At 40.4% G+C, this 13,701-nt stretch carries 15 protein-coding genes and 1 other annotated feature (1 of these 16 running past the window's edge); of the genes, 6 read left to right on the forward strand and 9 right to left on the reverse strand.

All coding sequences use genetic code 11. From position 1 onward, the window contains the following. Nucleotides 1–97: a binding site (T-box leader), on the reverse strand (it extends 151 nt beyond the left edge of the window). 148 nt (nucleotides 98–245) lie between these two features. Continuing rightward, entirely contained in the window at nucleotides 246–953 is a 708-nt protein-coding gene (locus LJD61_RS08440) for a hypothetical protein (protein WP_255227093.1), read from the forward strand. Between the two features lie 61 nt (nucleotides 954–1,014). On the opposite strand, the gene LJD61_RS08445 is transcribed toward LJD61_RS08440, so the two are convergent. The 3 genes from LJD61_RS08445 to LJD61_RS08455 form a co-directional block, all read right to left on the reverse strand. Then, complete coding sequence (locus LJD61_RS08445) at nucleotides 1,015–1,188, reverse strand: DUF1540 domain-containing protein (protein WP_255227094.1); 174 nt, start codon at nucleotides 1,186–1,188, stop codon at nucleotides 1,015–1,017. Between the two features lie 68 nt (nucleotides 1,189–1,256). Beyond that, nucleotides 1,257–1,946, reverse strand: coding sequence for a DNA/RNA nuclease SfsA (gene sfsA / locus LJD61_RS08450; protein WP_255227095.1), 690 nt, complete (start codon nucleotides 1,944–1,946; stop codon nucleotides 1,257–1,259). A 66-nt stretch (nucleotides 1,947–2,012) separates the two neighbouring features. After that, complete coding sequence (locus tag LJD61_RS08455; RefSeq protein ID WP_255227096.1) at nucleotides 2,013–2,516, reverse strand: peroxiredoxin; 504 nt, start codon at nucleotides 2,514–2,516, stop codon at nucleotides 2,013–2,015. A gap of 189 nt (nucleotides 2,517–2,705) precedes the next feature. Between LJD61_RS08455 and LJD61_RS08460 the strand changes: the two genes are divergently transcribed. Beyond that, nucleotides 2,706–3,011, forward strand: a complete 306-nt coding sequence (locus tag LJD61_RS08460) for a hypothetical protein (RefSeq protein ID WP_255227097.1) — start codon at nucleotides 2,706–2,708, stop codon at nucleotides 3,009–3,011. Between the two features lie 54 nt (nucleotides 3,012–3,065). Here LJD61_RS08460 and LJD61_RS08465 read toward each other — a convergent pair whose 3' ends face one another. Continuing rightward, nucleotides 3,066–4,220 carry an aminotransferase class V-fold PLP-dependent enzyme gene (locus tag LJD61_RS08465; protein WP_255227098.1) on the reverse strand — a complete coding sequence of 385 codons (1,155 nt, stop codon included), beginning with the start codon at nucleotides 4,218–4,220 and terminating at the stop codon, nucleotides 3,066–3,068. 167 nt (nucleotides 4,221–4,387) lie between these two features. Here LJD61_RS08465 and yedE point away from each other — a divergent pair, with 167 nt between their 5' ends. The 3 genes from yedE to LJD61_RS08480 are packed head-to-tail and all read left to right on the forward strand — an operon-like array spanning nucleotide 4,388 to nucleotide 5,919. Further along, nucleotides 4,388–5,473: a YedE family putative selenium transporter gene (gene yedE / locus LJD61_RS08470; protein WP_255227099.1), complete on the forward strand. Its 1,086-nt coding sequence runs from the start codon at nucleotides 4,388–4,390 to the stop codon at nucleotides 5,471–5,473. Then, on the forward strand, nucleotides 5,454–5,675 hold the full coding sequence (locus tag LJD61_RS08475; RefSeq protein WP_408615094.1) for a sulfurtransferase TusA family protein: 222 nt from the start codon (nucleotides 5,454–5,456) through the stop codon (nucleotides 5,673–5,675). Before yedE ends, LJD61_RS08475 begins: the two co-directional genes overlap by 20 nt. A gap of 19 nt (nucleotides 5,676–5,694) precedes the next feature. Beyond that, nucleotides 5,695–5,919 carry a DUF3343 domain-containing protein gene (locus tag LJD61_RS08480; RefSeq protein ID WP_255227101.1) on the forward strand — a complete coding sequence of 75 codons (225 nt, stop codon included), beginning with the start codon at nucleotides 5,695–5,697 and terminating at the stop codon, nucleotides 5,917–5,919. 34 nt (nucleotides 5,920–5,953) lie between these two features. On the opposite strand, the gene LJD61_RS20730 is transcribed toward LJD61_RS08480, so the two are convergent. Together LJD61_RS20730 and LJD61_RS08490 are read right to left on the reverse strand one after the other, a co-directional pair. Continuing rightward, complete coding sequence (locus LJD61_RS20730) at nucleotides 5,954–6,151, reverse strand: DUF1858 domain-containing protein (RefSeq protein WP_255227102.1); 198 nt, start codon at nucleotides 6,149–6,151, stop codon at nucleotides 5,954–5,956. A 111-nt stretch (nucleotides 6,152–6,262) separates the two neighbouring features. Next, complete coding sequence (locus LJD61_RS08490; RefSeq protein WP_255227103.1) at nucleotides 6,263–8,296, reverse strand: methyl-accepting chemotaxis protein; 2,034 nt, start codon at nucleotides 8,294–8,296, stop codon at nucleotides 6,263–6,265. 333 nt (nucleotides 8,297–8,629) lie between these two features. Here LJD61_RS08490 and LJD61_RS08495 point away from each other — a divergent pair, with 333 nt between their 5' ends. Continuing rightward, nucleotides 8,630–9,820, forward strand: a complete 1,191-nt coding sequence (locus LJD61_RS08495) for an anaerobic nitric oxide reductase flavorubredoxin (RefSeq protein WP_255227104.1) — start codon at nucleotides 8,630–8,632, stop codon at nucleotides 9,818–9,820. 27 nt (nucleotides 9,821–9,847) lie between these two features. Here LJD61_RS08495 and LJD61_RS08500 read toward each other — a convergent pair whose 3' ends face one another. The 3 genes from LJD61_RS08500 to abc-f form a co-directional block, all read right to left on the reverse strand. Then, a complete protein-coding gene (locus LJD61_RS08500) occupies nucleotides 9,848–10,318 on the reverse strand; it encodes a pyridoxamine 5'-phosphate oxidase family protein (protein WP_255227105.1) in 471 nt (156 codons plus the stop codon). A gap of 96 nt (nucleotides 10,319–10,414) precedes the next feature. Next, entirely contained in the window at nucleotides 10,415–11,764 is a 1,350-nt protein-coding gene (locus LJD61_RS08505; RefSeq protein ID WP_255227106.1) for a CCA tRNA nucleotidyltransferase, read from the reverse strand. 180 nt (nucleotides 11,765–11,944) lie between these two features. Beyond that, nucleotides 11,945–13,696 carry a ribosomal protection-like ABC-F family protein gene (gene abc-f, locus LJD61_RS08510; RefSeq protein WP_255227107.1) on the reverse strand — a complete coding sequence of 584 codons (1,752 nt, stop codon included), beginning with the start codon at nucleotides 13,694–13,696 and terminating at the stop codon, nucleotides 11,945–11,947. Nucleotides 13,697–13,701: the final 5 nt, after the last annotated feature.

Consider the following 13,701-nt stretch of genomic DNA (forward strand, 5'->3'; position numbering starts at 1 on the left):
CGGGATGTTCTTCAAATGGGTTATCGTATCGGCCTCTCACCATCGCCGACTCGCTATGACTACCTTCCCAAATTACTCTTCCCATCATAATCTTTATACTGCTATGCATTTTTATACAGTATAATCTAATTTAAATTTGGTGTCAATATTTTTTTAATAAACGGTGAATATTGTTTTGAATTTTCATTCATGTTATACTTTATACAGCAATATTGACCTACAAATATTGTATTGGAGGGTGTTATATGAATTTAATTGAGTTCTTAAAGAGGCAAAATATTATCCCTGAAAAGAAATCCGAGAAATTCATTAAGATACTAGAACAATATTCCGAAAACGATGTGCTATACCCTGATGTGGTCAAGGAGCTTGACCTTACAGTCACTGAACACGAAAGACTGTTTAATGAATTGGAAAAAAGAGATTATATATCTGCAATATATATAATACAATGCCCATACTGTAATGAATTGGGCAACACATATGTAGATGAAAATGATATACCTTTTATGGACCATTGCAGATTCTGTGAAGCTGAGTTCAACCATCAGGAAAATCATATGCAGGCATACAGGCTGTATTTCAACTATGATGAGGAAGTCGATGTTATCGAGGAATTAAACGATAAAATTGCAGCAAATCAAGACAGGATCATGGAAATAACAGATGAAATCCGCTCTCTGGAGAATGCCCGCAAAACTCTCCAGCTTGAAAATATTAATTTCATAACGACAAAAAATGAATTGATAAAGAATAAAAATGAGAGCAAAGCATACTCTAAAATGGTCGCAAGGGGCTCCAATGTAAAATTTCTCGGAAAGTATCTTGATAATAAAAAACTGAATTTGAAATGCTTCCGCTGCGGAGATGATATGGAATTTTTCGATGTAAACGGCAAAATAATGGGCGCTTGCCCTGGATGCGACAACGAGGTCGAAATGGAATTCCACTAGATGATGATATATTTGATATGAAATAAGCTGCCCGGTGGGCAGCTTATTGATTTCCGATTATTTATTTAGGAGCAAAGGTTGCACAATCTGTTTCTTCAGTGTTCTTAGCATTTCTTGGCTGAATTTCAATGCTTGAAGCTGTGCAGTGATCATCTGAAGCATGATAGTGGCATGTATCGACTACACATTTTACTCCGGGAAGATGACTATCTGTATGACCTACTCTACCTTGCATTTTTATATCTACCTCCATTAATATTTTCAATATTATTATCTAATTCTGCAATCGATGTTATGCTGAGATTATATTCCAATTATCTTGATCGCCTGGGATATCGTTATCTCGTTCTCCTTCACAATGGAATCATATGCCAAGACCTTCACGCCTTTATCCGAGCAGCGTTTAAGCTCCTCTGAGAAATCAGGGTCCATGACAAAGTTTGGAGAAAAAGCTTCCACACCTTTCATCTGAATCAAAAAAATCACATAACCTTCATAACCCTGGGAAACAGCATGGCTCATCTCAGCCAAATGTTTCCTCCCCCGCTCGGTAGGAGCATCTGGAAACATTGCCAACCCGCCATCTTCAAGGGTCACGCCCTTGACCTCAATAAAGCCCCTGCTGTCTTCCTTTTCAAAGTACATATCGAACCTTGAATTACCATAAGTCACTTCTCTCTTCAAGTATTTTACACCAGAAATCAATGGAATCTTGCCTTGTTTCACACCCTCAAATACGACGGCATTGGGTATTTGAGAATCGATATTTATGAGCGTATCCCCCTTGTAGGCTGCTATCAGAGAGTAAGCAGTCTTTCGGTTGGGATTCTTTGATGCTTCCAATATCACCTTTGTCCCTTCCATCAGGATTTCTTTGCATCTTCCCGTGTTTCTTACATGTACTATTTCTTCTTTTCCGTCAAGCAAGACATGGGCGATAAATCTATTTGGCCTTTTTATAAACAGAGCTTCTTTCGTATCTTTATATTGCATGTTAAACCTCTTCAAATACATCAAAATATTAATCGTTTGCTGCAATCAATCTAAAATATCAAAAGCTTAAAGCGTCGGCTTCCCTGCCTCCCAGTTTACGGGGCACGGCTTCTGAGTTTGATGCGCAGCAAGAACCCTAAGTATCTCATTAACGTTTCTTCCTATGGACAAATCATGAACCGAGGCATACCTTATCACTCCGTCAGGGTCTATTATGAATGTGCCTCTATAGGCTATGCCTGTTTCCTCATCCAGGACATCATAGCTCCTTGACAAACTTTTTGTGTAATCCGATAAAATCGGGTAATCTACTTCTCCTATGGATTCCAACCATGCTTTGTGGCTATATACACTGTCAGGGTTTGCTCCTATGACTTGAGCATTGAACTTTTCAAAATCCTTTAACCTACGGTTAAACTCCGGCACCTCGCTTCCTCAAATAGGAGTGAAGTCAAGGGGATAGAAAAATAATACGACCCACTTTCCTGCATAATCTTTCATTGAGACTTTGCCTTTTGTGCTGTCCAAAGTAAAATCAGGCGCTTTTGTTCCTATTTTTATCAAGTTCATTCCTCCTCGGTTAATTAATCATATATGGTTAATATTCTATCCCATCATGCCAAAATTATTAAGCGTCAAGCTTGCCGTTAATTTATATTATAACTTAAAAGATAAATTTTGGAGCCTTCCATACCTTCATATTTTCTTCATAATATTTATATATAATGAATTCAGTAAAAAATTAGAGGAGGTTTTTAAATGAAAAGGACACTGCTTATAATAACCATTGTTTCCATCTTGGCTATAGCTTTGTCATCAATAGTTCTTGCTGCCGAAGATAAAACACCGCAATGGTTCAAGGATATGATGGATTGGAGAGCCGATCAGATAGACCAGGCCCAAAAGGATGGTGCCATATCTCAAAAGGAAGCTGAAGGTTATAAACAGGGCCTTGAGCAGATGAAAAAATGGCATGAAGAAAACGGATTCGGATATGGAATGATGGGAAGAGGCGGATGCCATGGCTCTGGCATGCCTTATTGGAACAGCCCTTCAAATAATTAAAGCCGAAAGCTAATAAGCTGTATGGGGACTTCCCATACAGCTTATTATAACGGATTATATGCTATTTAATATTTTATTTAATGCATCCAGAGCATAAATTATTTCTTTCTCCGTATTGAAGTGGCTGAAAGAAAAACGGACAGTTCCCTGGGGGAAGGTATCCAGAGTCTTATGAGCCGAAGGTGCACAATGAAGCCCGCATCGGGTCATTATGCCAAAGTCCTTATCCAGCAAATAGGATACCTCTGCATTATCCTTTCCTTCGCAATCTATTGATACGACAGCTGTTCTGCCTTCAATTCCGTCTAATCCTGCAAGCCTTACCCCTTCTAAAGCTTTAATGCCGTTAATGAATAAACCAGTAAGCTCCATTTCTGCCTTCCTGATATTCTCTATACCTTCTTTTTCAATGTATTTCAAAGCCTCGTTCAATCCGAAAATACCAGGTATATTTATAGTACCGCATTCAAATTTATCCGGCATGAAGGGCGGAATTTCTTCAGAGTCCGACATGCTTCCGGTCCCTCCCGATATCAAGGGTTCCATTAGGTCCGCCATTTCATCGGTGATGATAAAGCCGCCTATGCCCTGAGGCCCTAGAAGTCCCTTATGGCCAGTAAAAGCCAGGGCATCAATATTCATTTTCTTCATATCTATTTCAACTGCCCCTGCGGTTTGTGCAGAATCCACAATAAATTTGATGCTGTTTTGCCTGCACAGCTCTCCCACTTCAGATATGGGCATGATCGTACCGCACACATTTGAAGCATGAGTCATTATCACTGCCTTTGTATTATCCTTTATGCATTCCAGTATATCATTGGGGTTCAATTTCCCCTGAATGTCACATTTAACCTTCGTATATTCTACACCCTTTTTATGCAGCTGCATCACAGGCCTCATGACTGCATTGTGCTCCATAGAAGTAACAATACAATGGTCTCCGGGCTTCAGAAGGCCTTTAATTATGAAATTTAAGCTTTGAGTTATATTCTGAGTAAATATTACATTTTTACTGTTTGAATAACCAAAAAGACTGCATAGCCTTTCCCTTGCATCCAAGACTACTTCGGCTGTCGAGTAGGCACTTTTATAGCCGCCTCTGTTTATATTGCTGCCTATATTTTCTATGTAATTTATCATAGCATGAGCTACACCTGGCGCCTTAGGATATGATGTAGCTCCATTATCCAAATATACTCGCTCCACGCAGATCCCTCCTATATTTTATATTACTACAAATCCATCCTATTATCTACAAAATCATGCATTGATAGTTTCTATAGTCCCATATCGGATTATAGATATATTGAATGACAATTATTTAACGATTTGTAATATACTTAATTTGCAATACTTTATAGGAGGTATGAAAATTGAAAGAAAATAAAGGAATTATTTTTACCGGGGCCGTAGTCGGTATTATAGCTGTGTTATTAGTCAAGTTGGGCAACCCCGGCAACATGGGTTTTTGCATAGCTTGCTTTATCAGGGACATTGCAGGCGCCTTAGGACTTCACAGAGCAGAAGTGGTGCAATATGTACGTCCTGAGATAATAGGCCTTGTCATCGGCGCTTTTTTAATGGCCATTGCCGGCAAAGAGTTCAGTGTGCGCGGCGGATCTGCACCCTTCTCCAGATTTATATTGGGCTTCATAGTGATGGTCGGTGCTTTAATGTTCTTAGGCTGTCCCTTAAGAATGATACTGAGACTTGCAGGCGGCGATCTAAATGCTATAGTAGGACTGGCAGGCTTCACAGCCGGGATATTCCTTGGCATAGTTTTTCTTAACAAGGGCTTTAGCTTGAAAAGAACATATAGTCTCCCAACCTTTGAGGGATTACTTTTCCCCGGTGTTATAGCCGCATTATTCGTTATATTGCTTGCTGTTCCGTCCCTTCTCATCTTCAGCGAAAAAGGACCGGGAGCGGCTCATGCACCTATCATAGCAGCTTTGGCTGCCGGACTTATAGTAGGAGCATTGGCTCAGAAAACCAGATTATGCACGGTAGGCGGCATAAGAGACCTGATATTATTTAAGGACTGGCATCTTATTTCCGGCTTCATCGCCATATTAGCTGCAGCATTAATTGGCAGCATAATCCTGGGACAATTCAAGCTTGGCTTTGCAGCTCAACCTATAGCCCATACGGATGGATTATGGAATTTCCTTGGCATGGCTTTAGCCGGCTTTGGCTCAGTCTTGCTGGGAGGATGCCCGTTAAGACAGCTGATACTGGCCTCCGAAGGTAATATAGATTCAGTGATAACTATAATGGGGCTTACCTTTGGTGCCGCCTTTGCTCATAATTTCAAGCTGGCCTCATCTGCCAATGGCCCTACACCAAATGGACAAATAGCGGTAGTTCTTGGTTTTATTGTGGTATTCGCTATTGCGTATTTCAATATTGAGAAGTCTGCTGACTTAAAAATGAAGGAGGATGTGCAAATTGAAGCATAGTACAATAGATGCAAGAGGAAGATCTTGTCCAGAACCTGTTCTAATGACAAAAAAAGCACTTTTAAAAAGTCCCGAAGGTCTGGAAGTGCTGGTTGACAATACGACAGCAAAAGAAAATATAAGCCGCTTTGCTGGAAACTCCGGATATAAAGTGGAGGTTGCACAAAAGGGCAGCGATTATATCCTCATCCTGACCAAGTAGGACCACCATGGAGTATATCGTGACTTTTTTTACACATTTCGGCGCAATAAAATACAGCAGATTTTTATCAGGGAAGGGCATACCTTCAGAAACCATGCCGGTTCCAAGAAAGCTCAGCTCCAGCTGCGGTGTATGTGTTAAATTCAGAGCCTCCGAAGAGATTTCGTCAATGGTCAGCGATGATATTGAGAGAATATTTTTGCTGGAAGGCTCTGAAGCTAAACTTATATATGACAATAAATAGGGGTAAAGAGCAACTTTGCTCTTTACCCATTTAATCATTGCTTCACTGCTTCATTTAATTTCTCCAGTAATGACTCTACATTAAAACCGTGAACCATGGCTGCCTCTTCCAGAGTTTCCGCTTGTGCCGACGGTCAGCCTACACAGCCCATTCCGAAGCTCATAAGAATCTCAATGGCTTCCGGATATTTTCTTACTATTTCTCCTATGGTCATATCTTTATTTATTGACATCCATACACCTCCTAAATTCTTTTCTATCTTATTATTCCTCATATCGCTTAAATAAACCGGCCTTGAAGTATCATCAAACAAAATTGCCGGCATATGATTTAATTTCATACGTTATACCTTAAATTTTGAAACCATCTCCACAAGCTTATCGGCATGTTCTTTGGTATATCGCATCTGCTGTATAACATCAGCTGATCTTTCCATCACTTCACTTGATTTTTTAGCTATATTTGTTGTTCCTTCCGCTCCTTCATTAGTTGCCAGGCTTACCTCGTCTATAGCTTTTACCATTCCTTGCACGGTTGACTTCAGCATAGAGAAGGAAGAGGTGAAATCTCCTACCAGTTCTTCGAAATATATAGCATCCTTGCTGTATTGTTCGCAGGTATTGACCAAGATTCCATAGTCCTTTATTGCCTTTTTATCTACAAAATCCAGAAGCTCATTGGAGCTGTCAACCAGTTTATCTACAGATTCCAATACGCCCTGAGTTACTTCTTGAATCTTCGTAACAGCATTCTTTGAGTCTTCTGCAAGCTTTCGTATCTCATCAGCTACAACAGCAAAGCCTCTGCCTGCCTCTCCTGCCCTGGCAGCCTCTATTGCTGCATTTAAGGCCAATAAATTGGTTTGAGAAGTAATCGATAATATAGAGTCCGACAAAATCCTTATCTCGTTTATTGTCTTTGATTCCTCAATAGCACTCCTTAGCTTATCATTTGTCTTAGAAAATACTTTATATGCGCTCTCCTTGGACTGCAATGCATCCTCCTTCAAGCCCAGGGCACGGCTGTTTATATCCTTTGCAGAAGATACACCGGCGCTGGCCTTTTCCCATATTCCATCCAAAACCTGCTCTATTTCGTGAGAATTCGCATTCATCTCTTCCATTGCTGCTGCCGTTTCCTCCATCCCGGCAGATATTTCTTCGGTAGTTGCCGATACTTCTTCAACACTCTCATTCCATTTTCTGATATTGCTCTCCGTATTGTTCACCGCATCAGTGATGTTTTCTGAGGTGTCTATAACACTGCTTATTATCCTTTGCTGAGCCTCTGCCATTTGATTTATAGCCGAAGCGATCTCTCCTATCTCATCATTTGTCTTTATATCTGCCCTAACGGTTAGATTTCCTTGAGAAATCGCACGAATGTTGCTGAGCAGGGGAGGAATAGGTTTCAAGGTTGCTTTTGTGATCATGAATAATACCAAGCCTATTATGATCAAGCTTATTAAGCTTACGACAATATTTTGCTTGGTCGATTTATAAACCTCTGACATGACCTTGTTCTTTTCAACGGTAACTCCTATAGACCAGCCATTTGATTTGATCGGCGCATAAGCAATTATTTTTTTAGATGAATCCAGATCATAGGTTCCATACCCGCTCTCCCCGGCAATCATCCTCGATCCTATGGCACCTATATCGCCCTCAAGCTCAGGCAATACTTCGCTCAATACTTTTTCCTGATCCGGATGATATAGAACCATGCCTTCGTTGTCCAGCAAGAAGGTATATCCGTCATTTTCTATCTCATACTGTCCGATGATCGCCGGCAAGCTGTCTATTGCAAGATCCGCACCGATGGCGCCCAGCATTTCTCCCCCATCATAAACTGGTGCCGCTATGGTAATCACCATTTTGCCGGTGATCGCATCTACATAAGCTCCGCTATATATCAACCCATTTTTTTCAACGACCCTTTTATACCATACCCTCTCCTTTAAAGAAAAATCATCCAGACCTACCCATCCGTCCTGGGCTAATATAGTATCGGCCTTTTTGGGCCCCACATATATGGAAAGAATGTTGGAATCCAGTTCTTTTATTGCATTGAGCTCCTTAATAACTGCGTCGTAGCCTTCAAAGGCACTGAGAGTCTCCCTGTTGTCGGCTATCTTCATATACTCTTTAAAAATTCCGTTTTTTACAGCTTGCTCTAATATAATACCGTTCTTGTAAAAAAATTTGTCTATTGATTCGGCTATGAGCTTTGAATCAGATATAATATTTTCAGCAACATAGCCTTCCAAGGTTTTCTGGTTGGTATTAAGATTGAAATAGCAAATAGCTGTAAAAATTAATAGCACCATAAGTAAACTGCTAAATAGTATCTTCCCGACTATACTTTTTTTTGCCTGCATTTTATTACCTCGCTCTCATAAATAATTTTACAGGTCATGTTTAATAGCAATAACTTAGTGGCAAAACTATATATCCGTGTTAATTCTATTTTATCTATTATTCAGAATTTTTCAAATACTCCCCGCATATTTTGCATAAATATGTGAGATGTTGTAGTATTTTGGTGCAATTGATAATTTTGCACAAGCATAATTTAATATGGATTGTGGCAATTGATAATAGTTATTGTATATGTTATTATCAAATTAGTGGCCTTTAGCCATCGAATAAAGCTAAAATACTTGGATGACTTTAGCGTTGATAAAATTTTTGATTATATAAGGAGGAGTAACATGGGATTTAAAATTACAGAAAAAGTAACATGGGTCGGTAAAACGGATTGGGGATTAAGGACTTTTCACGGAGGAGAATACTCCACTCATAGGGGCTCATCCTACAATGCCTATTTGGTGCGTGACAAAAAAACAGTGCTGATCGACACCGTATGGCAGCCCTTTGCTAAAGAATTTATCGATGAGCTGAAAAAAGAAATCGATTTGAATGAAATAGACTACATAGTTGCCAATCACGGAGAGATCGATCACAGCGGTGCTTTGCCGGAGCTGATGAAGCTGATTCCAAACACACCGATCTACTGCACTGCAAATGGAGTGAAATCCTTAAAGGGACATTATCATCAAGACTGGAATTTTGTAACCGTAAAAACAGGCGATGTGCTGGACATAGGAGAGAGCAAATTGACCTTCATAGAAGCAAGGATGCTTCACTGGCCTGATACCATGTTTACCTACATGTCCGGCGAGAATATCCTATTCAGCAATGATGGTTTCGGACAGCATTTAGCCGCTGAACCAATGTTTAATGATTTGGTGGACCAGGCAGAATTATTCCAGGAAACCATGAAATATTATGCAAATATCTTGACGCCCTTCAGCACCTTTGTGGCAAAGAAAGTTGAAGAAGTTTTGAGCTTAAATCTTCCTTTGGATATGATATGTCCAAGTCATGGTATAATATGGAGAAAAGATCCGGCACAGATAGTAAAAAAATATCTTGAATGGGCAAATAATTATCAGGAGAATCAAATCACCATCATATATGACAGCATGTGGCACGGAACCAGAAGAATGGCTGAATATATATTGGAGGGCATAAAAGAAGCAGATAAGGATGTCACCGTTAAAATATATAATGCAGATCATACCGACAAAAACGACATATTGACAGAGGTATTCAAATCCAAAGCCGTATTGGTGGGCTCTCCTACCATAAACAAGGGACTATCCTATGCCGTCATGGGATTATTGGAGATGATGCGGGGCTTGTCGTTTAAGAATAAAAAGGGTGCAGGCTTTGGAGCCTATGGCTGGAGCGGAGAATCCGCTAAAATCATCAGTGATGAACTGGCCAGAGCGGGCTTTACAGTGGTAAGCGAACCTATCAAGGAATTGTGGAACCCTGATGAAGAAGCACTAAACAGATGCAAAGAATTCGGAAAGAATTTTGTTGAAAAGATAAAGTAAGCAAAAAGAATAAGCAGCGATGACTGCTTATTCTTTTGCTTTTTTCCCCGTAATATGTTCAATGTCTATCCTTACTACTTTTATCTTGTTAAAATCATTTGATATGTACTTTTTGCCGCTTTCCGTATAATCAGGCGCATATTTCTCGATCAGCGCAAAAAGAGCGGCCTTCTTTTCATTGTCGTCCGTTACTATATTAGCCCTGCCGAATACTATGACGCTCTCGTACTTTGTGCTGAACTTTTCCGGTATCACCTTAGCATCACCGACTACGCAAAAGGAAACCTTGCTGTTTTTCTCTATATTGTCAAGCTTGTGGCCTTCCGTCGCGCAGTGGAAGTAAAGAGCATCATCCTTGCATGCATAGTTCAAAGGCACTCCATAAGGATAGCCGTCACTGCCTATAGTTGATAAAGTGCCGTACTCGCATTTATGTAATAATTCTATAGCTGCTTCATGAGTAATAGCCTTATTGTCTCTTCTCATCTCTCTGAACATGATAAATCCCCCTTTTTTAATATTGACCTCCGGATGAAACTTACAACCCATCGGATTGAATATATATTTGAAATATAACATATGTAAAATTCTACATCAATCAGTAATTTGACCTGTACATTTTGTTTGAGCAATATGAATCAAAGATTCCTTCTTGTTTAATCCGGGTTCTTCAATAACACAGTTCAAAAGCTCATTTAGGATTTCGCCCATCTGCACCCCCGGCTTAAACCCTATATGCTTTAGATCATCACCGTTGATTGCCAGATCCTCAATATTTACAGGCTCATTTTTAATGATTATATCCCTCACCGTGCTTTCCATCTCTGCTGCTGCAGCTATAAGCTTCTGCTTTTTTTTACACATCGCATCGGCTTTTTGGAGGCTTAATAAATCGAATATATTTTCTTTTCCTATCTCGCCTATCAATCTCTTCAGCTTGCTTCTTTCATTGCTTCTATAATGTCGCATGTGGTAGTCCACCAATAATGCAACCTGCTTTATTATTTTGTTGGAGCACCTCAAACGTTTAAGCGCCTTGACAGCAATTTCTGCCCCCTTTTCATTGTGCCCGTAGAAATGCCCTATCCCTTCATCGTCCAATGTATAGGAGTACGGCTTTCCTGCGTCATGGAAAAGCGCCGCCAGGCGGATGTGAAGAGTATCAGGGGTTTGCTCCAGAACACACAGGGTATGCTCAAATACATCTTTATCATGGTGAGGGTTGTTTTGTTCAAACCCTACAGTAGCCAGTATTTCAGGCAGCACAAATTTAATCAGCCCTGCTTCCAGCATAGTTTTTATCCCATAAGACGGATTGGGTCCTATAAGAATTTTGAAAAGCTCTTCTCTCACCCTTTCGGCGCTTATCATGCCGATCATCCCTGCAAGCTGCTCTACTGCTGTAAGCGTAAGCTTATCGATGCTGAAGCCAAGGTTTGCCGCAAATCTTACAGCCCTGATCATTCTTAAGCCATCTTCCCGGAATCTGTCTTCAGGATTGCCCACAGTGCGTATCAGTCCCTGACCGATGTCCTTGATCCCTCCGAATGGGTCTATCAGGCCTTCGCCCTGGTTCCAGGCTATAGAGTTGATAGTAAAGTCTCTTCTGCTCAAATCTTCTTCTATGGACTTCTCAAAGCGGACCCAATCCGGGTGCCTGCCGTCACTATAGGCACCTTCGCTTCTAAAGGTCGTGACTTCAGCCTTTCCCTCTTGGTATATCACCGTCACAGTGCCGTATCTCTCACCGGTAGCGACAACTCTTTTATCATAAAACGCTTTCAAAACTTCGTCAGGCATGGCTGAAGTAGTGATGTCCCAGTCCTTCGGAGATCTTCCCATCAATATATCTCTGATGCATCCGCCTACAAGATAAGCCTCATACCCGTTGTCAGATAATCTTTGCAATATATTTTCTACAAAGCCGGGGATATCAATTATCATGGATTCATCTCCTCAATCGAATGATTTCAGCAGCGGCATAATTTGACATAATATGCGTTTTCCCGGGAAATATGTATGAATGTCGCATAGTAAAAAGCAGCAGGCTTAAAGCCTGGCTGCCCGGAAATAGTCCTTTTCTTGTAAATATTGTACCATATTTGCCTAATTATTCAAGGGTCGTTAATTCCTTAACTTGATCATATCCTTATATTTATTTAGCTGTCTCGCTGTCTCAATATACTTGTTATTTAACTTATTTTTTTCCTCCTCATCCAAACCTCCATCCAATCTGCCCCCCATATAAGCCAGCTCGCATTCCAAAAGGTTGATGGTTTCCTTGATCTTCGCATAATTTACAGGGCTTTCATCTATTGCTTTTTCCTCTCTGGACTTTTCCAGATAATGCTCATAATCGCCCTCATATATCTTTAATTTTCGATTTTCTATTTTGATTATTTTGTTTGAAATTTTGCTTATAAAATACCTGTCGTGCGACACCAGCAAAATACTTCCGCAATAATCCTCCAGCACTTCTTCTATTTTTTCCCTGGATTCGATATCCATGTAATTGGTTGGTTCGTCCAATATCAGCAGGCTGGCTCCTGAGATGATCAGCTTTGCAAATGCAACCCTGCACTTCTCTCCCATGCTCAAAATTCCTGCTTTCTTAAACACTTCATCGCCTTTAAACAAGAGACATGCCAGCAGGAGCCTTGCTTCGGCTTCGCTTGCACCTTCCATAATTATATTTTCCAGTACGGTTTTGTCATAATCCAGGCCATTAAGCTCTTGTGCAAAGTAGCCAATTTTTGTTGAAGGGCTCACGACCACCGATCCTTCATATTCATGGTCATCATCATTAATTATTTTCAATAAGGTTGTCTTGCCTGCTCCATTTTCCCCTATAAGAGCTATTTTATCCATTCGCGTCACATTGAAGGAGGCCGAATCCAAAATATTTTTATCGCCGAAGGATTTGCTCAGGTTTCTAACTTGTATCAAATAAGGCGGCAGTTTCTTATTTACTATGTTCTTATTAATGATATCAAAGGCGGGGGTTGCAACTTTTTTTGGTTTTTCAACCTTCTCTTGCTCTACCCTTTCCAATTCCTTTTCTTTTGCCTTCAGAACATTCATATGCTTTTTGGCCTTGGCCCGATAAAAGTCACTTTGCCCTGCTGCTTTATGTGCCCTCTCAAACCATTGCCGCCTTTCGCCTATTGCCCTTCTCAGATGCTCCATCTTTACTTGCTGTTTTTCATACTCCTTCTCTACATTTTTCAACTCGATATCCTTTTGATTTTTATATGAAGTGTAGTTGCCTTCATAAGCCTTGATGCCTCCTGAGGTCATCTCCCATATTTTATTTGCCGCTTTATCAAGAAAATACCTGTCATGTGATATGATGAGCATAGGCTTTTCGATATTATTAAGCATCTCCTCTATCCACCGGAGGCCTTCCATATCAAGATAGTTGGTAGGCTCATCAAGAACAAGCAGATCATAATCTGCCAGCATTGCCTTGCAGAGCACCACTTTTGTCTTCTCGCCCCCACTTAGCTCTGAGATATCTTGGCCCCACAGATCTTCTTTTATGCCCGAGGCGTTCAAAGCCTTATTTATTATATATTCGGCACCCATATGCTTATTCGATTCCGTCAGTATTTTGGAAAGCTCTTTAAATGCTGTCGCCCCTGATTCAAATACAGGATGCTGGTCGATATAAAAAACCTTCATGTTTGTAGGAGAGCAGGTGATCCTGCCCGAATCAGGGGTATCATTGCGGGATAGTATTTTAGCCAGAGTGGTTTTACCGATGCCATTTGCACCGATAAGCCCAATTTTATCGTTTTGGCTGATGCGTCCGGATACATTTATCAATATTTCCCTTTCTCCAAAGGATTTGCTTATGTTTTCAAAATTCAGATTCAAAATAT

It is taken from the genome of Lutispora saccharofermentans (assembly GCF_024363565.1).
GTDB lineage: Bacteria > Bacillota > Clostridia > Lutisporales > Lutisporaceae > Lutispora > Lutispora saccharofermentans.

Coding starts and splice junctions, on each gene's coding strand:
- LJD61_RS08440 (WP_255227093.1), top strand. CDS start 246: ATGAATTTAATTGAGTTCTTAAAGAGGCAAAATATTATCCCTGAAAAG.
- LJD61_RS08445 (WP_255227094.1), bottom strand. CDS start 1,188: ATGCAAGGTAGAGTAGGTCATACAGATAGTCATCTTCCCGGAGTAAAA.
- sfsA (WP_255227095.1), bottom strand. CDS start 1,946: ATGCAATATAAAGATACGAAAGAAGCTCTGTTTATAAAAAGGCCAAAT.
- LJD61_RS08460 (WP_255227097.1), top strand. CDS start 2,706: ATGAAAAGGACACTGCTTATAATAACCATTGTTTCCATCTTGGCTATA.
- LJD61_RS08475 (WP_408615094.1), top strand. CDS start 5,454: ATGTGCAAATTGAAGCATAGTACAATAGATGCAAGAGGAAGATCTTGT.
- LJD61_RS08490 (WP_255227103.1), bottom strand. CDS start 8,296: ATGCAGGCAAAAAAAAGTATAGTCGGGAAGATACTATTTAGCAGTTTA.
- LJD61_RS08495 (WP_255227104.1), top strand. CDS start 8,630: ATGGGATTTAAAATTACAGAAAAAGTAACATGGGTCGGTAAAACGGAT.
- LJD61_RS08500 (WP_255227105.1), bottom strand. CDS start 10,318: ATGTTCAGAGAGATGAGAAGAGACAATAAGGCTATTACTCATGAAGCA.
- LJD61_RS08505 (WP_255227106.1), bottom strand. CDS start 11,764: ATGATAATTGATATCCCCGGCTTTGTAGAAAATATATTGCAAAGATTA.